General features: G+C 72.1%; 20 protein-coding genes. 11 read left to right on the forward strand and 9 right to left on the reverse strand.

Annotated elements, in window-relative coordinates; translation table 11 throughout:
* Window positions 1–95 precede the first annotated feature (95 nt).
* On the reverse strand, window positions 96–3,491 hold the full coding sequence (locus ACIA8F_RS34725) for a CARDB domain-containing protein (protein WP_399384891.1): 3,396 nt from the start codon (window positions 3,489–3,491) through the stop codon (window positions 96–98).
* 184 nt (window positions 3,492–3,675) lie between these two features.
* Window positions 3,676–4,281, reverse strand: a complete 606-nt coding sequence (locus ACIA8F_RS34730) for a TetR/AcrR family transcriptional regulator (protein ID WP_399384893.1) — start codon at window positions 4,279–4,281, stop codon at window positions 3,676–3,678.
* A 137-nt stretch (window positions 4,282–4,418) separates the two neighbouring features.
* Here ACIA8F_RS34730 and ACIA8F_RS34735 point away from each other — a divergent pair, with 137 nt between their 5' ends.
* The gene (locus ACIA8F_RS34735; protein WP_399384894.1) at window positions 4,419–5,864 is read left to right on the forward strand and encodes an MFS transporter; all 1,446 of its coding nucleotides are present in this window, start codon (window positions 4,419–4,421) and stop codon (window positions 5,862–5,864) included.
* Between the two features lie 71 nt (window positions 5,865–5,935).
* Window positions 5,936–7,069 carry an FAD-dependent oxidoreductase gene (locus ACIA8F_RS34740; RefSeq protein WP_399384896.1) on the forward strand — a complete coding sequence of 378 codons (1,134 nt, stop codon included), beginning with the start codon at window positions 5,936–5,938 and terminating at the stop codon, window positions 7,067–7,069.
* Here the strand turns inward: ACIA8F_RS34740 and ACIA8F_RS34745 are convergent.
* The 3 genes from ACIA8F_RS34745 to ACIA8F_RS34755 all read right to left on the reverse strand — a co-directional run bounded on the left by ACIA8F_RS34745 (window position 7,057) and on the right by ACIA8F_RS34755 (window position 11,222).
* A complete protein-coding gene (locus ACIA8F_RS34745; RefSeq protein ID WP_399384897.1) occupies window positions 7,057–7,659 on the reverse strand; it encodes a HutD family protein in 603 nt (200 codons plus the stop codon). The genes ACIA8F_RS34740 and ACIA8F_RS34745 overlap by 13 nt on opposite strands.
* 59 nt (window positions 7,660–7,718) lie before the next feature.
* A complete protein-coding gene (locus ACIA8F_RS34750) occupies window positions 7,719–9,458 on the reverse strand; it encodes a glycosyl hydrolase family 18 protein (protein WP_399384898.1) in 1,740 nt (579 codons plus the stop codon).
* A gap of 186 nt (window positions 9,459–9,644) precedes the next feature.
* Window positions 9,645–11,222 carry an MFS transporter gene (locus tag ACIA8F_RS34755; protein ID WP_399384900.1) on the reverse strand — a complete coding sequence of 526 codons (1,578 nt, stop codon included), beginning with the start codon at window positions 11,220–11,222 and terminating at the stop codon, window positions 9,645–9,647.
* 143 nt (window positions 11,223–11,365) lie between these two features.
* Between ACIA8F_RS34755 and ACIA8F_RS34760 the strand changes: the two genes are divergently transcribed.
* The 4 genes from ACIA8F_RS34760 to ACIA8F_RS34775 all read left to right on the forward strand — a co-directional run bounded on the left by ACIA8F_RS34760 (window position 11,366) and on the right by ACIA8F_RS34775 (window position 13,959).
* Window positions 11,366–11,809: a MarR family winged helix-turn-helix transcriptional regulator gene (locus ACIA8F_RS34760; protein ID WP_399384902.1), complete on the forward strand. Its 444-nt coding sequence runs from the start codon at window positions 11,366–11,368 to the stop codon at window positions 11,807–11,809.
* 159 nt (window positions 11,810–11,968) lie between these two features.
* Window positions 11,969–12,160 (forward strand): DUF5302 domain-containing protein, encoded by a 192-nt coding sequence (locus ACIA8F_RS34765; protein ID WP_243333056.1) that lies wholly within the window; start codon window positions 11,969–11,971, stop codon window positions 12,158–12,160.
* Between the two features lie 278 nt (window positions 12,161–12,438).
* Window positions 12,439–12,849 (forward strand): rodlin, encoded by a 411-nt coding sequence (locus tag ACIA8F_RS34770; RefSeq protein ID WP_383946482.1) that lies wholly within the window; start codon window positions 12,439–12,441, stop codon window positions 12,847–12,849.
* Window positions 12,850–13,038: 189 nt separating this feature from the next.
* Window positions 13,039–13,959, forward strand: a complete 921-nt coding sequence (locus ACIA8F_RS34775; protein ID WP_399384988.1) for a glycoside hydrolase family 19 protein — start codon at window positions 13,039–13,041, stop codon at window positions 13,957–13,959.
* A gap of 38 nt (window positions 13,960–13,997) precedes the next feature.
* On the opposite strand, the gene ACIA8F_RS34780 is transcribed toward ACIA8F_RS34775, so the two are convergent.
* Window positions 13,998–16,787 carry an AAA family ATPase gene (locus ACIA8F_RS34780; RefSeq protein WP_399384904.1) on the reverse strand — a complete coding sequence of 930 codons (2,790 nt, stop codon included), beginning with the start codon at window positions 16,785–16,787 and terminating at the stop codon, window positions 13,998–14,000.
* 225 nt (window positions 16,788–17,012) lie between these two features.
* Window positions 17,013–18,779: a S8 family peptidase gene (locus tag ACIA8F_RS34785; RefSeq protein ID WP_399384990.1), complete on the reverse strand. Its 1,767-nt coding sequence runs from the start codon at window positions 18,777–18,779 to the stop codon at window positions 17,013–17,015.
* A 438-nt stretch (window positions 18,780–19,217) separates the two neighbouring features.
* On the opposite strand from ACIA8F_RS34785, the gene pip reads away from it, so the two are divergent.
* Entirely contained in the window at window positions 19,218–20,183 is a 966-nt protein-coding gene (gene pip / locus ACIA8F_RS34790) for a prolyl aminopeptidase (protein WP_399384905.1), read from the forward strand.
* 91 nt (window positions 20,184–20,274) lie between these two features.
* Here the strand turns inward: pip and ACIA8F_RS34795 are convergent, their stop codons facing one another.
* Window positions 20,275–21,030, reverse strand: a complete 756-nt coding sequence (locus ACIA8F_RS34795; protein ID WP_399384907.1) for a DUF1838 family protein — start codon at window positions 21,028–21,030, stop codon at window positions 20,275–20,277.
* A gap of 115 nt (window positions 21,031–21,145) precedes the next feature.
* Between ACIA8F_RS34795 and ACIA8F_RS34800 the strand changes: the two genes are divergently transcribed.
* From ACIA8F_RS34800 to ACIA8F_RS34815, 4 genes are all read left to right on the forward strand, one after another.
* A complete protein-coding gene (locus tag ACIA8F_RS34800; protein ID WP_399384908.1) occupies window positions 21,146–21,400 on the forward strand; it encodes a hypothetical protein in 255 nt (84 codons plus the stop codon).
* Window positions 21,401–21,405: 5 nt separating this feature from the next.
* Window positions 21,406–22,422 carry a DUF1996 domain-containing protein gene (locus ACIA8F_RS34805; RefSeq protein WP_399384909.1) on the forward strand — a complete coding sequence of 339 codons (1,017 nt, stop codon included), beginning with the start codon at window positions 21,406–21,408 and terminating at the stop codon, window positions 22,420–22,422.
* A 109-nt stretch (window positions 22,423–22,531) separates the two neighbouring features.
* On the forward strand, window positions 22,532–23,113 hold the full coding sequence (locus ACIA8F_RS34810) for a sigma-70 family RNA polymerase sigma factor (RefSeq protein WP_399384910.1): 582 nt from the start codon (window positions 22,532–22,534) through the stop codon (window positions 23,111–23,113).
* Window positions 23,110–23,838 carry a zf-HC2 domain-containing protein gene (locus tag ACIA8F_RS34815; RefSeq protein WP_399384912.1) on the forward strand — a complete coding sequence of 243 codons (729 nt, stop codon included), beginning with the start codon at window positions 23,110–23,112 and terminating at the stop codon, window positions 23,836–23,838. The genes ACIA8F_RS34810 and ACIA8F_RS34815 overlap by 4 nt, the downstream gene beginning before the upstream one ends.
* Window positions 23,839–23,927: 89 nt before the next feature.
* Here the strand turns inward: ACIA8F_RS34815 and ACIA8F_RS34820 are convergent, their stop codons facing one another.
* On the reverse strand, window positions 23,928–25,115 hold the full coding sequence (locus ACIA8F_RS34820) for an RNA-guided endonuclease InsQ/TnpB family protein (protein WP_399384914.1): 1,188 nt from the start codon (window positions 25,113–25,115) through the stop codon (window positions 23,928–23,930).
* Window positions 25,116–25,166 lie beyond the last annotated feature (51 nt).

The following is a 25,166-nucleotide window of genomic DNA, read 5'->3' on the forward strand; positions in this document are numbered from 1 at the left end:
CGACGACAACACCAGGCCCGCCTCAGTCACTACAAACGACGCGGCCACACACCACCAGAAGCTGCCAACCCGTCAACGAAAGAACCGTTGCAGTATTAGTTGCCGTTGATCAGGAACTGCGATCCCGGTTCGATCAGGACGTTGCCCTGGGCGGATCCGGTGATGGTGACGTTGGACAGGGTGGCGTTGCCGCGCGCCCCGCCCATGGCCAGGATTCCGGACCCGTTGTTGGACTTGTCGATGGTCACGTTCGTGATCTTGACGTCGGGCATGACCCCGCCGCCGGTCTTGAACTGGATCCCGTCGTAGGTGGAGTCGTGGATGTCGGTGTCCCGGATGACGACACCCGGGATCGGCAGGTTCGACGGGAACAGGGTGATCGCGCCGAACTCCTGGTCCTCGTTCCAGAACGCGCCGCCGGTCCGGAAGAGGCCGTTGCCCGCGATCAGGGTCTGCCCGGAGAAGGGCAGCGGGTCGTGGTCGGTGGCCAGCATGATGCCGGGGTAGTTCATCGTGTCGTAGATCAGGTTGTTCTCGATCGTGTTGCCGTAACCGCCGTAGATCGCGATGCCGTTGGCCCGCCACGGGAGCTGAATGGTGTTGTTGCGGAAGTGGTTGTCGTGGCCGATGTCGACCGCCTGGTCCTTCACGTACTTGCTGGACCACACCGCGAGGGCGTCGTCACCGGTCGTACGGAAGTTGGAGTTGAAGACGGTGGAGTTGCGGGTGCCGTTGGCGAAGTTGATCCCGTCGGCGTAGATGTCGCGGATGCGCATGCCGCTGAACTCGATGCCGTCGCCGGGTCCCCACAGGGCCGGGATGTTGTCGTAGTCGCGGCCCACCCAGACACCGACGTTGGCGTGCTCGATCCACACGTTGGTGATCTTGGTGTTCTTGCCGAAGCGGCCGTTGAGGCCCACACCGCCCTCGGCGTTGCCGTCGCCGCCGCGGATCCGGCCGGAACCGAAGATGGCGATGTCGGAGATCTGCGTGTTGTCGTCGATGTCGAAGCCGAAGTTGCCCTCGTGCGGGTGGTTGATGCCGCCCGCGTTCTGCGGCTCGGTCAGGGTGTAGAGCTGGGAGTACCACATGCCCGCTCCGCGGATGGAGACGTTGCTGATGCCCACCTGGTTGAACTGGCCGCGGTTCAGCGGGTCGTCGGTGAGGATCTTCTGCTCCTGGCGCCACTGGCCCTGCGGGATCCAGACGCAGGCGATCTGCCCGTTCTGGTCCGCCGTCACGGCCTTCTGGATGGCGAGCGTGTCGTCGATGCCGTCGTTCGGGATGGCGCCGTAGTCGGTGATCGAGGTGCACTCGGCGGGCTTGGACGCCGCGGGCGCCACCTGCTCCAGGTCGATCAGGTCGATGACGTAGTACGAGGCCGTGTCGCCCGCGTCGCGCTGGAGGCGGAAGGTGGTGCCGGGCGGGTAGCTCTGCGCGAGCAGGGCGTGGGACTCGTCGAAGAGTCTGCGGGCGTCACCGCTCGGGGTGTTGGTCAGTCCCTCGGGGCTGTCGGTGCTGCCGTAGAGCCAGCTGTGCTTCGAGGAGAGGTTCAGCTTCTGGGCGAAGCTGCCGTTGACGTACAGGCTGATCGTGGCATCGGCTCCGCCGCCGTTCGCGGCGTCCGGGATCGAGTTGCGCACGACGATGGAGTTGGCCTGGTTGGTGGAGGTGAACTGGACGTACTGGCCCGCCGAGGAGAGGCGCACGGACTCGCGGCCCGAGGACTCGGTGGCGAAGTTGGTGTGGCCGAAGGTGCGCTTGGCATCGGTCTGCAGCAGGGTGCCGGTGTAACTGCCGGCCTCCGCCTCGTACTCGGTGTACGGAAGCGCCGCTCCGCGGCCGACTACCACGGCGCGGGAGACGCTGTTGTTGGTCTCGTTGGTCTCGGCGACGAGGCCGGTCCCGTCGGCGGTGGCGGTGAGGGTGGCTCCGCCGCTGACCGCCGTCCAGGTGCCGTTGATCGGCACGTTGACGGTTTCACCGGCGGCGATGGCCGGGGTGGGGCCGTTCAGCGTGGTGGCGCCGGCGACCAGCCGGGTGACGGTGCCCGCACCGACCCCGGTGGTGCCCCGGTTGCGGACGGCCACGGTGAAGGAGACCGGGGCGCCCACGGCCGGGTTGGCCGGATTGGTGGCGATGGACAGGGCCTCGAGGTCGGGCCCCGGCGCCTGGCCGACGACGAGCTTCGCGGCGGCCGTTCGGCTGTTGTTGGTGTCGTTCTGCTCGGGCACGGTCCCGGCCGGGTCGACGACGGCGGAGACGGTGTAGCTGCCCATCGGGCGCTTGCCGACGGAGACCGGGACGGTGGCCGAGGCTCCGGCCGCGAGCGCGCCGACCGGGGCGCTGCCCGCGACCGCTCCCTCGAGGCTGACGTTGACGGTGGTGGCCGGGGAGGCGACCGTACCGGCGTTGCGGACGGTCGCGTTGACCGTGACGGCGTCGCTCTCGGAGGGCGCGGCCGGGGACCAGGCGAGGTCCGTGAGCGTCAGGTCCGGGTTCGGGGCGGCGGCTCCGATGACCTGGAACTCGGCGGCCTGGCCGCCGCCGGCCCCGGTGTTGTTGGAGAACTTCAGCTGGACGTCGGCCAGCCGGCCGGTGACGGGGACCGTCACGGTGTTCTGGTTGCCGCCGGGGCTGAACGCGTAGTCGGCGCGGGCCTTGAGGGTGGTGAACCCGCTCGCCGACTGCTCACGGCCCAGGACCTCGAAGCTCTGGGTGCGGTTGCCCCAGGCCGGGTCGGGGTTGAGCTTGAGGACCACTCCGGTGACGTCGGCGTTGGAGCCGAGCTTGACGGTCAGCGTGGACTGCTGGCCGCCCGCCTCCCAGTAGCTGGTGACGCTGTCGTCGTTGGCGTTGGCCGCGACGAACGACTGGGTGGTGGAGGAGGCCTCGATGGGCTTGCCCTTGGCGAGGTTCACGCCGGCGGGGGGCGGCGTACCCGGGTCTCCGGGATCGCCGGGGTCACCGGTGCCGTTGGCGGAGTAGACCTCCAGCTCGGATATCTGCGCGGCCTGCCAGCCGGTGTTGGCCGTGACGCTGACCCGCACGAAGCGCACCGTCGCCGCACTGAACCCGATGGTCACCGCGTTGGACTGGGCGGGGTTGAACACCCGGCCCGCCGAGGCGGACAGGGTGGTGAAGGCGTTCCCGTCGGTGCTGCCCTGCACGGTCAGCGTCTCGGTGCGCGTCTCCCACCCGGCGGGCAGTTTCAGCACCACCTGATCGACGGAGACGCTGCTGCCGAGGTCCACCTGGACCCAGGTCGGGAAGGTTCCCGAGGGTCCCTCCCAGTACGAGCCCTGGTTGCCGTCGGTGACTCCCGGGGCCCCGTAGCCGCCGAGGGATCCGCTCGCACTGACCGATTTGCCCAGGGCGATGTTGGGTCCGCCCGCGGCGGCCGCGAAGGTGACGGGCAGGAGCCCGACGGACACCAGTCCAGCGACCACCGAGCCGGCCACCATCAGCCGGCCGCTTTGCTTCCATCTCATGCTGTCCTCTGTTCCATGAGGGGACCCGGCCCGACGCAGCCGCGCCTGCCGCAAACTTGCGCACCGTTATTAATTTTTTGAGTGATCTGATCGCAGTTATGCGGCCATGGCGCCACAGGTTTCTAGCAGATGACGACTTTGTCAACGCTTCGCGCACAGAGGGGAGTTCGGAGGGGGCTCCTGATCACACCCCGGGCCAGCCCCGTTCCAGGTGGTCGAAGGCCGTCTCCAGGGCCCGCCGCGGGTCCGGTCGCATGCCCGCGAGGTCGGGAATCTCCAGGACGTAGCGGGCCAGGATCCGCAGGGAATCGTCCCCGGCCGGACGGCCGCACTCCTCGGCGATCACCGCGGCCAGGGACTCCTCGCAGCCGGTCCACATCCGGCGGGCGTACGCGCGCAGCGCGGGCGTGGCGACGACGAGCTGCGTCTTGAGCAGGAACTCGGGCGCCGGGTCCGGATCGAAGGGGCCGCGGCCGGCGAAGAACGCGCGCAGGGCCGCCAGGACGGACACCCCGTCCGCCCGGCCGCGTACGGCCAGGGCCAGGGACTCCTCCCGTTCGGCGCCGTCCTCCAGGATCAGCGCCTCCTTCCCACCGGGGAAGTGCGCGAACAGGGTGGTCAGCGCCGTGTCGGCCGCTTCCGCGACCTCGGCGACCTTGACCTGGTCGAAGCCCTTCTCCAGGAAGAGCCGCAGGGCGGCGTCGGCGAGCGCCTGCCGGGTTGCGGCTTTTTTGCGTTCGCGTCGCCCCGGGCCGTCCGGTTCTGGCTCTGTCTTGTCGATGCGTGTCATGGATCCAGCATAGAGGTCCGACCACAGTCACTGTGAAAGTGTAGCGATTGCACTTTCCTAGTCACTGTGTTCTTCTGGAAGGGAAGCCGCTGCCGCGCCTCGCTCCCTCCCCCTCCCCCCTCGATCCAGGAGCCGTCATGTCTTCCGTAGCCGAACTCCGGCCCCCTCGGCCTCCGCGAGGGGCCGCATCCCTGTCCACCACGGCCTTCTGGCTGATCCTCGGACTGGTCCTGCTCGCCGACGCCCTCGACATGATCGACTCCACGGTGACCAACATCGCCGCGCCGACGATCGTCCGGGAGATAGGCGGCGGCGAGAGCCTCGTCAAATGGCTGGGCTCCTCCTACACCCTGGCCATGGGCGTGCTCCTGGTCGTCGGCGGCCGGCTGGGCGACAAGTTCGGACAGCGCAGGCTGTTCCTCATCGGCATGGCCGGATTCACCGCGGCCTCCGCCGTCTGCGGGCTCTCCCCCGACCCGGCCCTCCTCATCGCGGCCCGCGTGCTCCAGGGCGCCTTCGGCGCCCTCCTCATCCCGCAGGGCATGGCGATCATGACGAGGTCGTTCTCCCGCGAGCAGCTGGGCAGAGCCTTCAACCTCTTCGGCCCGCTGCTCGGCGCGGCCACCGTCGGCGGCCCGATCCTGGCGGGGTTCCTCATCGACGCCGACCTGGGCGGCCTGTCCTGGCGCCCGGTCTTCCTGATCAACCTGGTCCTCGGCGTCTTCGGCACCTTCGCCGCCGCCCGCCTGCTCCCCCGCGACCCCGGCGACCGCTCCCTGCGCGTGGACGGCGTGGGCGCGGCGCTCCTCGGCCTCACGATGTTCGCCCTGATGTTCGGTCTGATCGAGGGCTCCACGCACGGCTGGGGTGCGACGGCTCTCGGCTCACTGGCCGCCGGGCTGCTCTTCCTCGTCCTGTACGCCCGCCGTCAGCGCACCGCCGCCGAACCCCTCATCAAGCCCTCCCTCTTCCGCAACAAGGGGTTCACCTCGGGCCTGTTCGTCGGGATGCTGTACTTCGCGGTCACCAGCGGCCTGCTCTACGTGACCTCCCTCTTCATGCAGCAGGCCCTGCACTCCAGCCCCGGCGACACCGCCCTCGGACTGCTGCCGCTGACCCTCGGCATCATCGCCTCGGCCGTCGCCGGCATGGCCGGCCTCACCCGCAAGCTCGGCCGCACGCTCATCCTGGCCGGAATGCTGCTCACCCTCGCGGGCGCCGGCTGGCTCCTGACGCTCGTCCTGTCCCGCGGTACGGACCCCACGCTGTGGGCGATGGCCCCGGCCGTCTTCGTCACCGGCCTCGGCATGGGCGCCTGCTTCGGCACCCTCTTCGACATCACCCTCGGCGACGTGTCCGCGGAGGAGGCCGGCAGCGCGGGCGGCTCCCTCACCGCGGTCCAGCAGATCGCCAACGGCATCGGCTCCGCCGTCGTCACCACCGTCTACTTCCACTCCGGCGCCCCGGCCCACGCCATGGCCGTCAGCCTCGTCACCGTCCTGGCCGTCACGGCCGCCTGCCTTCCGGCCCTGCGGCTGCTGCCCCGCGCCGCGCAGGCCGAGGCCCCCGGCCACGGCGCCTGACCCGGACGCCACCGCCCCGCCCCACGCCTCCCCAACCACCGCCCTACGCCCTACGCCCAAGGAGCGCCACCATGACCACCACCCACCACCCCCTCGCGATCATCGGCGCCGGACTCGGCGGCCTCACCCTGGCCCGTGTCCTGCACCTGCACGGGATCGAGGCGGCCGTCTTCGACCTCGACGCCTCGCGCACCGCCCGTGACCAGGGCGGCATGCTCGACCTGCACGAGGAATCCGGCCAGGCCGCCCTGCGCGCCGCCGGACTCCACGAGGACTTCCGCGCGCTCGTGCTTCCCGGCGGCCAGGCCATGCGGATCCTCGACCGCAGCGCGGCCGTCCACCTCGAACACGCCGACGAGCCGGGCGGCGAGGACCGCGGCCGTCCCGAGGTGCACCGCGGCGCGCTGCGCGACCTCCTCCTGGACTCGCTCCCCGCGGGCACGGTCCGCTGGGGCGCGAAGGCCACCGGGGTACGGGCCCTCGGTGACGGCGTCCACGAGGTGACCCTGGCCGACGGGGCCGTGTTCACCACCGGCCTGCTCGTCGGCGCGGACGGCGCCTGGTCGAAGGTCCGCCCGCTGGTCTCGTCGGCGCTCCCCCGGTACTGCGGCCTGTCGTTCGCCGAGGCGCACCTGTACGACGCGGACGTCCGTCATCCCGCGAGCGCGGCCCTGGTCGGCGGCGGCATGATGTTCGCGCTCGACGAGGGCCTGGGCCTGCTCGCCCACCGGGAGCCGGGAGGCACCCTGCACGTGTACGCCGCCCTGCGGACGGGCGAGGAGTGGGCCGCGGGCTCCGCACCCGCGGGGGAAACCGTCCTGGAGCGGTTCGCAGGATGGGACCCGCGGCTGCGCGCGCTCGTCGCGGACAGCGATGTCCCGCTCGTGCGCCGCGCGATCCATGCGCTGCCGGTGGGTCACCGCTGGGACCGCACCCCCGGGGTGACCCTGCTCGGTGACGCGGCGCACCTGATGTCCCCCTTCGCCGGGGAGGGCGCCAACCTGGCCATGCTCGACGGCGCCGAGCTCGCCGCGGCCCTGGTGGCCCGTCCCGGGGACCCGGAGGGCGCCCTCGGCGCGTACGAGGAGGCCTTGTTCCCCCGCTCCGAGGCGGCCGCGGCCGAGTCCGCGGAGAACCTCGGCCTGTGCTTCGGGGCCGGGGCGCCGAAGCTCCTGGTGGAGCGGATGGCCTCCTACACCGGCTGAGCGCGGTCCTGCGACGGCGGAGCCGGGGCGAGGCGGACCACCGCCGCGCGCCCGGAGCTCCGTAGCACGAGCTCCCGCGCGCCGGTCACCAAGGCGGCGTCGTACGGGCCCAGTTCGGCGGCGCCGTCGACCTCGGCCGTCCCCTCCAGGGCGACGATCAGCAGGTTCTCCCCGGGCCGCGCGGTGAGCGCGAGCTCGCCCCGTACGAGGGCGGTGTGGGCGCTCACCGCGCCCCGGCGGTACATCACGTTGAAGTTCACCACCGGCCCGGCCAGCAGCCGGCAGTCGGTGGGCTCGTCCCCGGGGAACCGCTGGGGAGCGTACCGCCGGTCCACGAGGCTCCGTACGCCGCCGATCTCCAGGTCCATCCCGGCGCCCTCCGCGAGGGTCAGCGTCCGGTCGACCCCGGGGAACACCGAGAAGGCGCCGTCGGCGGTGACCTCGGCGAGGCTGACCCGCCAGCCGAAATCCCCCATCCCGGAGCCCGCGGGCCCGGCGGCGATCTCCCGGGTGACTCCCCCGCCGTTCTTCCACCGGGCGGCCGGCCGACCGGCCGCCCGCAGGATCCGGACCGCTTCCTCGCTGCTCATGGCACCCTTCCGGGCCCGGGAAGATCCTTTCCGGGCCCGGTCGAGCCTATCCGGGAACCTCAGCCCACCGTGAGGTCGTCGGCGTAGACCGGGCCCTGGCCGTACCAGCCGTGCAGGTAGACGGTGGCGGTGCCGGAGGGACCGGTGGTGAACGGGACCGACAGCTTGGTCCAGCCGGTGGAGCTGGTCCAGGCGCTGCCGGTCGCGCCGCCGCGGACGCCGAGGTAGGCGTAGCTGCCCTGCACCCAGCCGCTCAGCGCGTACTTGGTGTTCGGGGCCAGGGTGACGGTCTGGGTGCATTCGCCCGTCTGGCCGGAGGTGGGCGAGGTCTTCAGGGCGTACGAGCCCCCGTGCACCGGGGTGGAGACCACCGAGGCGCCGCTCTCGCAGGTCCACGGCCCGAGCGTGCCGCTTTCCAGGCCTCCGTTGGACAGGCCGGCCCCGCCGGGTCCGGGGACGGTGACCGTGAAGGTCGCGGAGCGGCTCAGCGGGCCGGCGGAGCCGGTGACGGTGAGCGGGTAGGTTCCCGGACCGGCCGAGGCGGAGGCGGTGACCGTGAGCTGCGCGGAGCCTCCCGCGGTGACCGTGCCGGGGCTGACGGTGGCGCTCACTCCGGCGGGGGCGCCGGTCACGGAGAGCGCGAGGGCCTGGGCGCTGCCCGAGGTGACGGCCGTGGTGACGGTGGCGGTGGTGGAGGCGCCGGGGACCACGACGGCCGAACCGGGTGCGACGGAGAGGGAGAAGTCGTCGGCGGCGGGTGCGCCGCTGGTGAAGGGGGCGAAGGTGTGGGTGAAGTGCCAGGGGTCCTGGGCGATGCCGGAGCAGGTGTCGGAGCCGCCGGTGCCGGGGCAGCCGCCGTTGTCGCGCTGGAGGGCCCAGAAGGAGAGGGTGTTGATGCCCTTGGCCGTGGCCCAGTTGTAGACGGTGGCGGCGTTGGCCGTGGTGAAGGTCTCGGCGGGGCCGAAGTCGTCGATGCCGGGCATCTCGGTGACACCGATCATGCCCCAGAGCTGGGCGGGGGTCTTGGCCGGGTAGAGCGTGGCGAGCTGGTTGTAGAGCCCGGTCGCGGCGCTCTGGGTGTCGGCGGCCATGTCGTGGGCGGCGTTGTCGTAGTAGTCGAAGGTCATCAGGTTGACGACGTCGACGCGGGCGCCGGCCGTCTTCGCGCTCTTGAGCACGTTCAGTCCGCTGCTCGCGAGCCCGCTCGTGGTGGTGGGCAGGGTGTACGAGATCTGGAGCGGGCGGCCGTTGGCGGCGGCCCAGTCCTGGAGCTTCTTGATGGCCTGGTTGCGGCGGTCGACGGCCGCCTTGTTGGTCAGCGACTTGTCCTCGATGTCCATGTCGAGGCGGCTGACGTCGTAGGTCGTGACGATCTTCTGGTAGGCGGCGGCGATCGCGTCGACGCTGGTGCAGCTGTCGGCGATCTCGGTGCCGCCGTTGTCGGCCGCGTAGCCGCCGAAGGAGGGGATGACGTCCCCGCCGCGCGCGCGGATGGTCGTGAAGTCGGCGCCGAAGACGGAGGCGTCGACCGGCTGGGCGGTGGAGCCGTTCCAGTACGGGGTGCAGGAGCCCTTGGCCTCGGTCTGCACGAAGGCCATGGTCAGGTACTTGGCTCCGGAGGCCTGCGCCAGCTCGGCCGGGCTGTCGGAGGAGTAGGCCTCGAAATAGGGGGCGAAGACGTGTGCGGGTAACGGGGTCGCGGCGTGCGCGGCCGCGCCGGACCCGACGACGAGGCCGGCGGCGGCCACGGCCGTGGTGAAGGCGGCGAAAAGGGCATGGAGGTGCCTGGGACGTCTCAACGGGGCTCCCGGTGGGGCGAAAGCGAATGACGGACGCCTCATGATTGGTCTGGACCAACCACCGGTCAAGGGCGCAGTCCCTAGAACGGGTAAAGCCGTCCCCGGGCCCTGCCGCGTGTGCGGCGGGGCCGGGGACGGCTCGGGGTGGAGCGGCGCCGCCGCGGTGGTGCGGCGCGGAGGGAACGGTCAGGCACCGGCCTTCGCGGTGGAGACCGCGGCGGCGTCCGCACCGGAACCCGCCGGAGCGGTCGCGGCAGGACCGGCCGCGGCCGGAGCCGTCGCCGCCGAGCCGGCCACCGGCGCGCCGGCGTCCGTCGCCGCCGCCCGCGGACCGTGCGCCCCGCGCAGGCCGATTCCGCTGATCACGGCGACCAGGGCGAAGGCCACCGCGCCGATGGCGAAGGTGAGGGTGAAGCCGGATTCGGCCGGCAGGGCGGGCACGCCCGCAGGGAGGTGCTCGATCGTCTTCGAGGCCAGGATGGTGGTCACGATCGCGCTGCCGATCGCACTGCCGGTGGAGCGCGAGATCGAGTTGATGCCGTTGGCGATGCCGCTCTGGTGGTGCGGGACGCTCGCCATGATCACGGCCGGCATGGCCGCGTAGCCGAAGCTGACGGCCGCGCCGACGATGAGGCCGGCGCCGATCACGGATGCGGTGTGGCCGTGGTCCAGGGCCAGCCAGCCGAAGCCGGCGGCGCCGAGGGCGGCGGCCACGGCCAGTGCGGCGCGCGGCCCGCGGTGGCGGACCAGCTGGCCGCCGATCGGGGAGGCGAGCAGCGAGACGATCGCGCCGGGCAGCAGGAACTCGACGGAGGCGCGGAGGATGGAGGCGTCGAAGCCGTAGCCGGTCAGGGCCTTGGGCATCTGGACGAGGTAGGAGACACCCAGGAAGTTCGCGAACATGCCGAAGCCGACGAGGATGCCGGCCAGGTTGGCCATGAGGACCGGACGGTGGACGAACATCCGCATGTCGACGAGGGGCTCGCGGACCTTGAGCTCGGTGAACACCCAGACGGCGGTCATGACGACGGCGCCGGCGAAGGAGCCGAGCGTGCGGCCGGAGGCCCAGCCCCACTCGTGACCCTGCGAGATCGGCAGCAGGAGCAGCAGCAGGGCGATGCCCAGGGTGAGCGCGCCGAGGAAGTCGGTGCGGCCGCCGGTCTTGTGCTTCGTCGCGGGAACCAGGAAGACCACGGCGAGCAGCGCGAGCACGGCGAAGCCGGTGGCCATCCAGAAGGCGTTGCGGTAGTCGGCGTCGCTGCCGGAGGTCAGCAGGCCGGTGGCGACGAGCGCGAGCCCGCTGCCGAAGGCGAGGGTGCCGCTGACCAGGGCCATCGCTCCGGGGAGCTTCTGCGGGCGGACCTCTTCGCGCAGCACGGAGAGGGCGAGCGGGAAGATCGCCGTCGCGGCGCCCTGGAGGACCCGGCCCAGGAGGAGCAGCGGGAGCGAGGACGCCAGCGCCGCGATGACGGAGCCCGCGACCATGACGCCGAGTACGGCCACCAGCGTCGGCTTCTTGCCGTGCTGGTCGCCGAAGCGGCCCAGCAGCGGGGTGAAGACGGCGGCGGACAACAGGGTGGCGGTGGTCACCCAGCTGACGTTGGCGGTGGTGGTGCCGAGATCGCTGCGGATCAGGCCCAGGATCGGGACCGGCAGCGTCTGCATCATCGACACGACCATGGCGGCCAGGCTCAGGGCGAAGACGATGACCGTCTCGTTCCGGTGGCCGCCGGCCTGGGTGGCGGCGGAGGGGGTGGGGCTCATGGCGGGGAGGACCTTCTCAGTGCTTCAGATGGCAGATGTTTGACGTCATCAAGTACTTCGACTCCAGCAGACGGTAGACCTCAATAGTTAAGGTGGTCAAGTAAAAGGTTGCCCATGTAAAGCACCTTGAGTACGCTTCCGGCATGAGCGCCGCCACCCCCCACGCCGTCCCGACCAAGCTGGAGCTGCTGGAGCTGCTCGCCGCGATCGGCACCGCCCAGTGGCGCGATTTCGCGGCGGCCGCCGCCCACCACGGGCTCACCTCCACCCAGGCGAAGGTCCTCGCCCAGCTGAACGGACCGCTCCCGATGCGCGGCCTCGCCACCCTGCTGGTGTGCGACGCCTCGAACGTCACCGGCATCGTGGACCGGCTGGAGGCGCGCGAGCTGGTGCGCCGCGAGCCCGACCCCGCGGACCGGCGGGTCAAGAACGTCGTGGCCACGGACGCGGGCCGCGAGGTGATCCGGCGGGTCCGCGAGGAGATGCAGGCCACGCACGGCGCCCTCGACATCCTGGACGACACCGAGCGCGCGACGCTCCACGCCCTGCTGGAGCGGCTGCGGCCGACTCTGGAGAAGGACGCCTGAGACGGCCCCCGGGCCGACTGCGGAGCAGCCCCGGAACCGGTTCGCAGCCGGTCCGGAGCCAGTCCGGAGCCGGTTGTGGGCCGCTCCGCGCGAACGCGTTGGCCAGGGGAAACACCACCTGACAGACTGCAACGGCTTCAGAACATTCCAGGAGGACGCATGTCAGAAGAATCAGACACCCCGCAGAACGAATCGCCGGCCGAGGAGGCCAAGCGAAAGTTCAAGGAGGCCCTGGAGCGGAACGCCGCCAATGCCCAGTCGCAGCAGGCTCACCAGAGCCGGGCGAAGATCCAGGGCGCCGGCGGGAACCCCGGGGGCAAGAACAAGAAGGTCCGCCGCAAGACCGGCTGACCGCCGCGGCGTCGCGCTTGCGCGCCACCGCTCCTGCCGGCCCCGCCGGGCCCGGGACCCGCACACGGTCCGGATCCGGCCGGGGACGGCACCCGCGCCCTCCCGTCGTTCCCGTCGGCGTTCGGTCAATCGGCCGATGCCGGACCGCACGGGTGGAGTGCAAGGTTGGGCCACTCGGGTGACGGGTGATAACCCCTCGTGTCCACGGCAGTTGAGCAGCTCGTCCCGCCGAGGGCAGCTATCTCATGCGACAGTGCGACAGAAGAAGGATCTCCCACATGCTCAAGAAGTTCATGGCCACCGCAGCCGCCACCGCCGCCGTTCTGGGTGCCGGTGCCGCCGTAGCCTCCCCGGCGATGGCGATCGGCAACGACAACGGCGTCAACACCGTCAACGGCAACGGCTCCACGCAGGCCTTCGGCAACCAGGAGACCGACGGCGCCATGAGCCCGCAGCTCTCCGCCATCCAGGGCTCCGTGAACAAGCTCTGCGTCGGCCTGCCCGCGAAGGTCAACGCCCAGTCGATCCTGGCGCTGGTCAACGTCGGTGTCCAGGACATCCCGATCGCGTCCAACCCGCAGAACCAGCAGTGCGCCGAGAACTCCACCCAGGCCAAGGGTGACGAGACCGCCTCGCACATCCTGGACAACATCCCGGTCCTCTCCGGCAACCTCTCCGCCGGCAGCTGACCCCGCAGCTCCGACAACACGGCGCCGGCGCACCGCCCTTCGGGGCGGTGCGCCGGCGCTTTCGTTTTGGTCTAGACCTTGACAGGTCCAGACCATCCTCGCTTCAGTGGGGACAGCTGTCCGTTGCCACATCCCCGTTGCCCCCCACGGCAACACGGCAACTCCCCCCACCGAAGGAGCACTTCCGTGATGCGCACCCTGCGCCGCCGCGCCCTCTCGCTGGCCGCCACCGCGGCCGTCACCCTCGGCCTCGCGATCGCCCTCCCCTCCTCCCCCGCCGCCGCGGCTCCCGCCTGCGCCGGCGCGTGGGCCACGTCGGCCGTGTACACCGGCGGCGCGACCGCCTCGTACGGCGGCCACAACTGGCTGGCCAAATGGTGGACCCAGGGCGAGACCCCCGGCACCACGGGCCAGTGGGGCGTCTGGTCCGACCAGGGCGCCTGCGGAGGCGGCGGCACCCCGAACCCGGACCCGACCACCCCCAACCCGTCCGGATTCGTGGTCAGCGAAGCCCAGTTCAACCAGATGTTCCCGAACCGGAACCCCTTCTACACCTACAACGGGCTGGTGGCGGCCCTGTCGGCGTACCCGGGCTTCGCCACCACCGGCGACGACACCGTCAAGCGCCGCGAAGCAGCGGCCTTCCTCGCCAACGTCTCCCACGAGACCGGCGGACTGGTGTACATAGTCGAGCAGAACACCGCCAACTACCCGCACTACTGCGACGCGAACCAGCCCTACGGCTGTCCCGCCGGACAGGCCGCCTACTACGGGCGCGGGCCCATCCAGCTGAGCTGGAACTTCAACTACAAGGCGGCCGGCGACGCCCTGGGCATCAACCTCCTGGCCAACCCCTACCTGGTGGAGCAGGACCCGGCCGTCGCGATGAAGACGGCGCTCTGGTACTGGAACACGCAGAACGGCCCCGGCACGATGACCGCCCACGCCGCCATGGTCAACGGCGCCGGCTTCGGCGAGACCATCCGCTCCATCAACGGCGCCCTGGAGTGCAACGGCGGCAACCCGGCGCAGGTGCAGAGCCGGATCAACTCGTACCAGAACTTCGTCCAGATCCTCGGCACGACCCCGGGCAACAACCTGAGCTGCTAGTGCTGTGACCGGAAAGGTTCACCGGGTCACAGCACTAGTCAGCGCGTCCGCAGTGTGGTGGCCAGCTGGGCCCGGGAGCGGACGTCGAGCTTCTGGTAGATCCGGGTCAGCCGGGCCTCCACGGTCTTCACGCTGACGAAGAGCTTGGCGGCCGCCTCCTGGTTGCTGGCGCCCTGGGCCACCAGTACCGCGAGGCGGGTCTCCGCCTCCGTGAGGGCGGCCAGCGGCCGGGCCCCGCCGCCCTCGCTCGCCGGCGCCGACGGGGACTGCTCCCGCGCGAGCTCGGCCCACGGGGCGGCGCCGGCCCGGGCGAAGGCCTCGGCGGCCGCCGTCAGTGCGGCGCGGGCGGGTGCGCGCCGGCGGCGCCGGCGTTCCACCCGGGCGAGGGCGAGCAGCGTACGCGCCCGTTCCAGGGGCAGTTCGAGGCGTGCGAACCGCTCGGCTGTGTCCTCCAGCAGGGCGACGGCCGCCTCGGATTCCCCGTGTGCGGACAGGCACAGCCCCCGGGCCCGGTCGAGGGCGGCGATCACGCTGGTACGGCCGAGGCGCAGGGCCGTCGTACGGACCCTGGCCTGCAGTTCGGCGGCTTCGTCGGGCGCGTCGGCGGCGACCAGGGCTTCGGCGAGCTCTCCGTGCCAGCGCAGGATCGACGGGTCGACCACCTGCTGGGCGGCCTCCAGTTCGGCCACGCGCCGCAGCGTGGCGACGGCCTTCGCGGCCTCGCCCGTGGCCAGTTCGACCAGGCCCAGCACGTAGAGGCCGCGGGAGAGGAAGATCTGGTCGTGCTCCTCCTCGGAGGCCTGGATGCCGCGCCGGGCGTATCCGGCGGCGCGCGGGAAGCCGCCGCCCATGGCCTCTGCCATCGCGGCGACGTACCAGGCGGGGCCGGGCGAGAGACCCGCCTCGACGGTCAGCCGCAGGGCGTCGCGGGCGTGCGCGGTGGCCGCCGCGCACCTGCCCCGGCGCAGTTCCACCTCGGTGAGGCTGCGCAGCACTTCGAAGACGTCCTCGGCGGATCCGGTGCGCCGCACCGCGGGCAGCAGGACCAGGAGCTGGCGTCCGGCGTCGGCGAGCCGGTCGTCGAAGAGGGCGTGGCGGACGGCGAGGTACTGCGGGGCGTTGCGCATGCCGAGCGGCACCTCGGGGGCGGGCAGGGCGAGCGCCTCGGCGAGGATCTCCTCGGCGTCCGGATCGCCGAGGATGCGGCCCATCCGGGCCCGTACGGTCAGGGCCATGGCTTCGGCGACCTGGTCTCCGCCGCTGCGGGCCAGCACGCCGGCCTGCGCGGCGGCGTCGCGGGAGCGGACGGGGTCCCCGTCGCTGAGGTTGTGCTTCCAGGCGAGCCGCAGCCGGATGGCGGCCTCCAGGGCGGGGTCGCCCTCGGCGTCGGCGGCGGCGTGCGCGAAGGTCTCGTCGAGGGTACCCAGCGCCTGGCCCTCCGCGTCGATCACGGCGAGGCGGGCCCGCACCCGGTCCGCGGGCGAGGCGTCGCGGGCGAGCACGGCGCGGGCGGCGCGGCGGGCCAGGTCGGCGCGGCCGGCCCAGCCCGCGTCCTCGGCGGCGCCGACGAGCCGGGCGAGCTCCTCGCCGGGCAGGTGGCCCGGGGTCCGGTCGGCGGCGAGCAGGCCCAGTTCCGCGGCCAGGGCACGCTGGCCGCGGCGGCGGCAGGACGCGGCGGCCCCGGTGACCTCGGCTGCGAGCGCCTCGTCGGGGGCGTCCACGGCCAGCGCGCGGTGGCGTACGGCCTGGACGGGGTCGTCGACGGCGGCGGCCAGCGCGGCGTGCCCGGCGGCGCGTTCGGGCCAGCCCGCGTCGGCGGCCAGCGCGGTCGGCAGGGCCCCGGCGGTGAACCGGATGGTGCCGTCCTCCTCCACGGTGAGCAGTGCGGCCTTTTCGGCCACGGCGAGTTCGGCCTCCGCGTCGGGGCGCCCCGCCCGCCGCAGCAGTGCGGTGGTGGGCCGCGCGGCGAGGGCGGCGAACAGCAGGGTGCGGCGGGCCTGGGCGGGGACGACGCCGAGCAGTCGGCGGGCCACCTCGCGGGCCTGGCCGGAGACGGGCAGTGGATCGGCGTGGTGGGCGCCGCCCGCGCGGGAGTCGGCGGCTTCGGCGAGGGAGTGGCCGAGCGCCAGGGCGAGGCGCGGGTTGCCTCCGCTGGCCTGGTGGATGCGGCCGGCTAGGCGGGCCGGGAGCCCGCGGCGCACCAGCAGTTCGGCGACCTCGTCGGTGCCGAGCGGGGGGACCCGTATCTGGGGGGTGTCCGGTCCGCAGAGCGGCTCGCAGAGGGGGGCTCCGCCCTGGACGCACTCGGCGGCGAGGACCCGTACCCGCGGCGGGGTCAGGCGCAGGGCGAAGCGGAGCAGGTCGATGCTCTCCGCGTCGAGCCACTGGGCGTTGTCGAGCGCGAGCAGGACGGGTCCGCGGCCGGCGAGGGTCCGCAGCACCTCGACGACGGCGAGGCGCAGGGCGACGTGGTCCCGCCCGGCCCGTGGTGCGTCGGTTTCGCGGCGCAGGAGGGCGATGGCGGTGCGCTGTGGTCCGGAGAGGCTGTCCAGCGCGGTGGCGGGCACGGAGGCGAGGAGGGCGGCGGCGGAGGCTTCGGGTATCCACCGGTCGGCGGCTCCGGGGGCCAGGCGCAGCACGGTTTCGTGGCGCAGGGCGGCGGCTTCGGTGAGGGCGCGCAGCACCTCGGTCTTGCCGGAGCCCGCGGGTCCGGTGAGCAGGGCGCGTCCGTGCGTGGTCAGCGCGCGGTCGACCGACTTGATCAGTTCGCCGTGTCCGACGGTCGGGTGTCCGCCCGTCGTGTCAGCGTGCCCCGTCGCCACCACCACGCACAGCCACCAGCCTTTCGCTTGCCCGCTCCTGTGGCCTTCCTGTGAGACGCGACAATACGAGGTCGGATGCCCGGCGGGCCCGGATTGTGACGCAGATTCCAGTCACGTGACAGGAAAACCCGCCGGACCTGCCGATACGTGGGGTATCGGCGGGTCCGGCGGGCTCGTCTGGTCCGTACTATCGCCCCGTCAGGGGGAGTTCGGTCGCGGGTGGGACCGGGCTCAGAAGCCGAGGCTCCAGGAGTCGATCTTTCCGGTGTCGCCGCCCGCGTTGTCGTTCACGCGCAGCTTCCAGGTGCCGTTGGCGACCTCGGAGGAGGCGTTCACGGTGTAGGTCTGGTTGATGTTGTCGGCGCTGCCGCCGGCCCGGTTGTGGAGCGTGTACACCGTGCCGTCGGGGGCGACGAGGTCGACCTTGAGGTCACCGATGTAGGTGTGGACGATGTTCACGCCGACCTGCAGGGCGGCCGGGGCGTTGCCCGTGACCCCGCTGACGGTGATCGGGCTCTCCACCGTGGCGTTGTCGGCGACGGCGAAGTCCGCGGTGTTCTCGAAGGACGGGGTGGTGGGCGTGGAGGTCACGGCCGCCACGGTCGCGGCCGCGTCGGCGAGACCGGTGCCGCAGCCGCCGGTGCAGGTGCCGGCCAGCGGGCGGGCGTTCGCCTTGATGGCCGACTCGACCTGCGCCGGGGTGAGCGAGGGCTTGGCGGAGACGAGGAGCGCGGCGAGGCCCGCGATGTGCGGGGCGGCCATGCTGGTGCCCTGGTACGGCTTGTAGATCTCGGCGCCGGGGGTGGTGGCGCCGTCGTTCAGGGTGGAGAGGATGCCGTTCTCGGGGGTGGTGACGGTGCCGGGCGTGTCGGTGGCGCGGCGGGTCTCGCCGCCCGGGGCGGACACGTCGATGATCGTGCCGAAGTTGGAGTAGAAGGAGCGGTCTCCGGTGCGGTTGGTGGAGGCCACGTTGATCACGTTGTTGCAGCTGGCGGGCGAGAAGCCGGAGGCGTTCGCGTTGCTGTTGCCCGCGGCCACGACGACGGTGGTGCCGCGGCCGACGGCGGCGTTGATCGCGTTCTGGTAGGTGGCGGTGCAGGCGCCCGAGCCGCCGAGCGACATGTTGATCACCTTGGCGGGGGTGGCGTTCGCCGGGACGCCCGCGACGGATCCGCCGGAGGCCCAGGTGATGGCGTCCACGATGTCCGAGGTGGCGCCGCCGCACTTGCCGAGCACACGGACGGGCTGGATCTTCGCGCCGTAGGCGATGCCCGCGACGCCCTTGGAGTTGCCGGTGGCGGCAGCGATGGTGCCGGCCACGTGGGTGCCGTGCCAGGAGGAGTTGCTGGCCGTGGAGCCGGTGCCGCATTCTCCGGCGGCGCTCCAGTCGCCCTGGTCGGCCGGGTTGTTGTCACGGCCGTTGCCGTCGCGGGCGGCGGTGGAACTGGAGATGAAGTCGTAGCCGGCCACGATGTTCGGCGCCACGTCGGAGTGGGCGACGTAGCCGGTGTCGATCACGGCCACGGTGACGCCGGAACCGGTGGTCTTGTCCCAGGCTGCCGGAACGTTCATGCCGGCGGTGGGCTCGAAGAGGTCCCACTGCTTCGCGTACTCGGTGTCGTTGGGGGTGACGGCGAGCGCGTAGGCACGGGAGTCGGGCTCGACGTAGGCGACGTCGGGGTCGGCGCGGAACTGGGCCATGACGGCGGCCGCGTCGGCCGGGGCGCCGAGGGTGACGAGGGCCGCTCCGGTGCCGAGGCGGCGCTCGAACTTCGCCTTCTTCGAGGCCTTCTTGCCCTTGGCGGCCACGTCGGCGGCGGCGGCGTCATTGGAACCGGCCTCGGCGGCAGAGGACTTGTAGCCGACGATGAGGTTCTCGGCGGGGGCCGCGGCGGCGGGGGCGCCTGCGGCGGGGAGGGTCCGCGCGGCGGGGGCGGGATCCGCGGCGGACAGCGCCATGGAGGTGGTGGCGGTGCCGGCGAGCAGGGTGACGGACATCGCCACCACGGATATGAGCCTGCGTCGTCTGGATGCGTGCACGGTGTTCCCTTTCGCGGGCCGCCACAGAACGGGCCGGGGCGGCCGGTTGGTGCAGTGTGGGAGGTTAACCGGCGGCCGCGGGACCGGAACGGGCTGGTCAAGCCCGCCCGGCCACCGCTGCTGCACACCACGTCGTCGCCCGCCGCAGCGTCGGGGCTGGGCAACGGTGGCACCGGCGACGGACCGACCTCGTGACTTCGCGCCATGTGGGGTGGGCACGCGGCCTGTTCGGGCGGGGAGGATCGCCGGTGGGCAGACAGTAGGCAAAGCGGGGATGAACGCGATACGGGGAAAACCCTTGTCCGGACCCTGCCGGGCCCCCCGTAGGGTGGTCGGACCCCGCGATGAGCCGTCGGCAAACGACCATGCGGGACGGGGAGATGAGGAGGTCCGGACGTGGCAGAGCTCTACCCGCCGGTCGAGCCCTACGACAAGGGGATGCTCGACGTCGGCGACGGAAACGTCATCTACTGGGAGGTCTGCGGCGATCCGGCCGGGAAGCCCGCCCTCGTGGTGCACGGCGGTCCCGGCTCGGGGTGCAGCGAGAGCGCCCGCCGGCTCTTCGATCCGGCACGCTACCGGGTCGTCCTCTTCGACCAGCGCGGCTGCGGCCGCAGCACCCCGCACGCGAGCGATCCGGCGACCGACATGCGGCACAACACCACCGCGCACCTGGTCGCCGACATGGAGCGGCTGCGCGAGCACCTCGGGATCGGCCGCTGGCTGCTGTACGGCGGCTCCTGGGGATCCACCCTGATCCTGGCCTACGCCGAACGGCACCCGGAGCGGGTCTCCGAGATCGTCATCGCGGCCGTCACCACCACCCGGCGCTCGGAGATCGACTGGCTGTACCGCGGCGCGGGCCGGTTCTTCCCCGAGCAGTGGGAGCGCTTCGTGGCCGGGGCGGGCGGTGTCGGCCGCGACGGCGACCTCGTCGGCGCCTACGCCCGGCTGGCGGCCGATCCCGACGAGGCGGTACGGGCGAAGGCCACGGCGGACTGGTGCGCCTGGGAGGACGCGGTGCTGTCCGGGGAGACCAAGGGCGCCTCCCAGCCGTACACCGGCCGGCCGCCGGCGGCCCGGGTCGCCCTCGTCCGCATCTGCTCGCACTACTTCTCGCACGGCGCGTGGCTGGAGGAGGGCGAGCTGCTGCGCGAGGCGCACCGGCTGGCCGGGATCCCCGGCGTCCTGATCCACGGCCGGCTCGACATGGCCGGCCCCCTCGGCACGGCCTGGGAACTCTCCCGCGCCTGGCCCGACGCGGAGCTGACCGTGGTGGAGGAGGCCGGGCACATGGGCGGCGCGGCCACCCTCGACCACGTGCTCGGCGCCCTCGACCGGTTCGCGGCGGCCGACGGCTGAGCGCCCTCGGTGCGGCCGCTCGGACGACCTGCCCGGATCGGCGGACCTGCCCGGCTCGACGGACCTGCCCGGCTCGGACGGCCTGCCCGGCTCAGGCGCCGGGCAGGTCCGCCGGCGGCGGGTTGAGCTTGCGGAAGTACGTCCAGCTGGTCTCGTTCGGCTCCGTCCACTTCTCGGGGGCGTGGGCGAACTCGGGGTGGCGGGCGGCGATGTAGGCGCGGGTCCGCTCCGGGACCTCCTCGTACGAGGCGAGCTTGCGGCCCCGGCAGTGGAAGGTGAGCCCGCCGGGGCGCGGGCCCTGTTCCATCCAGGGCAGCCAGGGCGACATCCGGGTCCACGACATGGTGGACGGGACGCTGGGCCCGTCGGTGGTGAGGACCGATGCGGGGGCGAAGAACTGGAAGAGCTCCAGGGCCCGGTAGGTGTCGTCGGCCGAGTTCGCCGGGTACTGCGCGACGGGCAGCGGCGAGGGGTAGGCGAGCGGGATCTCCAGGCTGAAACAGACCTGATCGCCCAGTTCGGTCATCGGCACGGGGAAGGGACGCCACCGCTGGTTCGCGGGGTCGTTCCAGACGTGCACCACGGGCTTGTCCTCCCAGGTCTCCAGGATCTCCCGGGTCAGCGGGTCCAGGTAGAACGCGGCCTCACGGGTGAGGAGCTGGTAGGTCCCCGGCGCCTCGTCCTCCACCAGCCGGGCCACGTTGAGGCCCTCGAAGCCGAACAGGCGGCGGTACGGCTCACCGGGGGCCCAGGCGTGCACGTCGCCGGTCCACCAGAAGGTGACCTCGGATCCGTCGAGGGAGGCGCGGGTACGGGCGAGGGCCGACAGCAGGTCTTCGGGTGTCATACCGGGCCACTCTGCGCGCTCCGCCCCGACCGGGCAAGGACCGGACCGGCCATGCCCGTATCAGCTGGTGGAATTGGCTTTCCGGCAGCCGGTGCGGCCGACCTGGCATGCGGCCATGCCATCGACGGTCCGACTCCTGATCCTGATCCTGATCCTGATCACCACCCTCCCGGGCCGCGGCCGGGAGCAGATCGAGGCCTACGAACGCCTCGCGCCGGCCGTACGTGCCGAGGACGACCCGTACCGGCCCGAACCGGCCCGTCAGGCCCCCTGTGCCCCGCCGGCGGCGTCGAGCCAGACGACGGACGGCTGGTTCTGGCCGAGGGCCGGACGCCCCGTTGACGCAGGCGGGGGTCGGCGGCAACCGTGACCCGCATGGGGAACGAACGCCGACTGCTCACGCTGCTGATCTGCCTGGTGCTGGGCGCCGGGCTGACCGCCGCCGTGCTGGGGGCCGCGCGCGCGGGCGGACCCGGCGCTCCGGCGGCCGGGACCGGGGCCGGGACCGGTGCCGGTCCCGTGGCCGCCGACTTCGTGGACTTCCGGGAAGTCCCGCCCGGACCCGCCGAGCCTGCCGCGGCGGGTCCGGAGGCCTCCACCGGCCGGGTCTCGGTGGATTGCGGCCGCAATGCGGAGGGCCACTACAACGAGGACAACCTCGTCGTCTCGCCGGGACTGCGCTCCGGCGCCCATCACACGCACGGCTACGTCGGGAACCTGTCCACGGACGCCTTCTCCACCGAGGCCTCCCTGGACACGGCCGCCACCAGCTGCGCGGGCGGTGACCGTTCCACGTACTACTGGCCGGTGCTGCGCCGCACCGACCGGCCGGGCGACCGGCCGCACGAGGGATCCGCGGGCCACGGAAACGCGGGCACGATCCTGCCGGAGGCGGCGGTGACGGTGGAGTTCCTCGGCAGTCCCGTGAGCAAAGTGGTGGCCATGCCCCGGTTCCTGCACGCGATGACCGGCGACGCGGTGGCCCTCACCACGGGGTCCGACGAGGACGTGCGGGCCCGCTGGGGCTGTTCGGGCTCCCCCGACCGGTCCGCCACCCGCTACCCGCGCTGTCCGCAGGGCGAACGCCTCACCCGTACGCTCACCTTCCCCAGCTGCTGGAACGGCCTGGACACCGCCTCCCCCGGGCACCGCGCGCACCTGCGCTTCCCCGCGGCGAACGGCGTCTGCCCGCGGGACACCTTCCCCGTGCCGCGCCTGCGGATCTCCCTCGCCTACGAGGTTCCCGCGGGGGTGCCCATCGCCCTCGACTCCTTCCCGGAGCAGCGGCACAGCCCCAGGACGGACCACGCCATGTTCGTGAACGTGATGACCGGCCCGCGGATGGACGCGATCGTGGACTGCCTCAACCAGGGCCGCGACTGCCGGACATGAGCAGCGCCGCGCACCCCGCCCTCCGGGTGACGCAGGTCACGTGAACCGGCCACCCTCGCGTGGCGTGTTGTGACCGCACCAAGTAAGCGAGGAAGACGGAGAGGGTGAGATGGCCGGACCACTGTGGCCCCGCACTCGGCGGGGCTCGACCGACGAGGCACTGATCAAGTCCGTGTACGAGGAGCACGGTCACGCCCTGCTCGCGTACGCGACCCGGCTGACCGGCGACCGGGCCGCCGCCGAGGACATCGTCCAGGAGACCCTGATCAGGGCCTGGCGCCACTCCGAGGCCCTGGTGAACGGGAAGGGCTCCGTACGGGGCTGGCTGCTCACCGTGGCCCGCAACATCATCACCGACCGGTACCGGGCGAAGGCGGCCCGGCCGCCGGAGGTGTCCGGATCGCCGGCGCATCCGCCGGTGGAGGCGGACCACGCCGACGCGGTCGTGGACACGATGACCGTGCTGGGCGCCCTGGACCGGCTGTCACCGGAACACCGGGACGTGCTGACGGAGTTGTACTACCGCCAGCAGAGCGTCGCCGAGGCGGCCGACACCCTCGGCATCCCGGCGGGCACGGTGAAATCACGCTCGCACTACGCGCTCAAGGCGCTCAGAGAAGTCTTCAGGGAAAGCACGCGCACGGGCGGCCCGTCTCCACGGCCCGGCGGTCTGCAGGAGGTGGTGGCATGAACGGGCAGCGGCACGAGGAGGAACTGCTCGGCCCGTACGTTCTCGGCGTCCTGGACGATGCGGAGGTCCGCCGGGTCGAGGAACACGTGGACGGCTGCGTGCAGTGCCGTCAGGAGGTGACGGCTTTGCGCGAGATGGAGACGGCGCTGGGCGAGGTGCCCCCCGAGGCGTTCCTCGACGGTCCGCCGCAAGGCGGTGACCTGCTGCTGCAGCGCACGCTGCGGCAGATGCGGCAGGAGGTCGACGGGGCGCGACGGCGCCGGACGACGTTCACGGGACTGGCCGTGGCGGCCTCGCTGACCGCCGTCTTCTGGGCCGGTACGCAGCTGGGCGGCGGGAACACCCCGGTCGAGGCCCGGCCGCTGCCGACGGTCTCGGCCGAGCCCTCGCCGCCGGCGGCCGGGACCAGGGTGGCCTCCGCGACGGATGCGGGCACGGGCGCGCGGATGACCGTACAGCTGACGCCCGCGGCGAAGTGGGTGCGGGTGCACGCCGCGGTGACGGGGATCCCGGCGGGCGAGCGCTGCCGGATCGTGGTGGTCTCCCGGGACGGTACGCGCACCACGGCGGGCGGCTGGGTCGTCGGCACGGCGGAACACGGCGAGGGCAAGGGCGCGGCGCTGGACGGCTCGGCGGCGGTGGACCCGGCGGAGGTCCGCGCGGTCCTGGTGGAGAACGAGTCGGGCAAGGCCTTCGTCTCGGTACCCGTGCCCATGCCCGCGTAGCAGCGGGCCGGCGAACGTGACGGAGCCCGGGAGCATGTCCAGCTCCCGGGCTCCAGCTTGCCACCCCATCGACGCGCTCTGCCTGTCAACTACCGGTCACCAGAGGGCCAGTTTGCAGTTGGATCACCTGAGGCGTCCACCACATGGGGCTGGTTGACGACAGCCCAGACGTGTTCGGCGCGGGCAGCGATGTTGCGGGCCGCGTTATGGTCCGCGTGCGCAACGACGCCGCAGGACCGACAGGTGAACAGTTCCAACGTCGGACGATTTGTTCTCGCGGTATGCCCGCACCATGAGCACATCAGACTCGTGTAGGCAGGATCGACCTGTACGAAGGGCACCCCGGCCCGCTCGGCCTTGTACTTCACGAAGGCGGCGAGCTGGGCGAACGCCCAGGAATGCAACGCGACCCGTTGGGGCTTGCGAAGCCGTACCCGCTCGCGGATACCGGTCAGATCCTCCAGACCGATCCCGCGTCCGGTGCGTTGAGCCTCGGTCACGATGCGCTTGGAAATGATGTGGTTGACGTTCCTGGCGTGCCGCGATTCACGGCGGGCACGCTTCTTCAACTTCCGCTTCGCGGACTTCGTACCACGCGCTTGCAGCTCGGAGCGGGCCCTGGCCGCGCGGCGCCGGTATGCGTTCAGCCGCTTTCCCGCGAACGGTTCCCCCTGATCACTCGTGGTGGCGATGTTGGTGATGCCGAGGTCCACACCGAGGAAACCCGACGGGTTGATCTGTTCGGCCGCCGTGACTTCGCAGGTAGCGAGCAGGTACCAGGATCCGCCACGGCGGATGAGGTCGCTCTCGCCACGGCGTTGGCCGGAGAGCGTCTTCAACGCCTCCGGTGAGCATGCGAACGGGACGCCCCGGATCCGCCCGTTGACCGTCCAGATGGATACGGTCCTGACGTCGTGCTGCCAGGACAGGCACCGGTCGTCAAACGGCTGGGCCGCATCCGGTCTGAACCGGATCGGGCCATTCGCGATCCGCTGGTAGCGCTTGCCTTCCCTGGGTCCGTAGTTCCCGGCCTTCAGGTTCGCCCTGCGTGTCGCGTAGGCGTCAGCGACCTTCCGGACCACGTGGAGAGCCGGCTGGGCAGACAGCCCGCGCGCTTTCAGCTCCGCATAGCCGAACTGCTGCAACGCCCTGCGGGTGCGGTGTCGGTCATCCTGGCGGCCCTGGACACTCTGCGACAGCCAGTTCGCCGCGTCGTTGGCCTTGCGCAGGGTCGCTTCAAGCGCCGCGGCCACCTCCGGCGACGGCTTGAGCTTCACCTGCACGACGATCCGTATGCCGGTCAACCTAGCATCGGTGCAGCCGGGTTG

The sequence above is a fragment of the Streptomyces sp. NPDC051563 genome (genome assembly GCF_044454225.1).
Classification (GTDB): Bacteria; Actinomycetota; Actinomycetes; order Streptomycetales; family Streptomycetaceae; genus Streptomyces.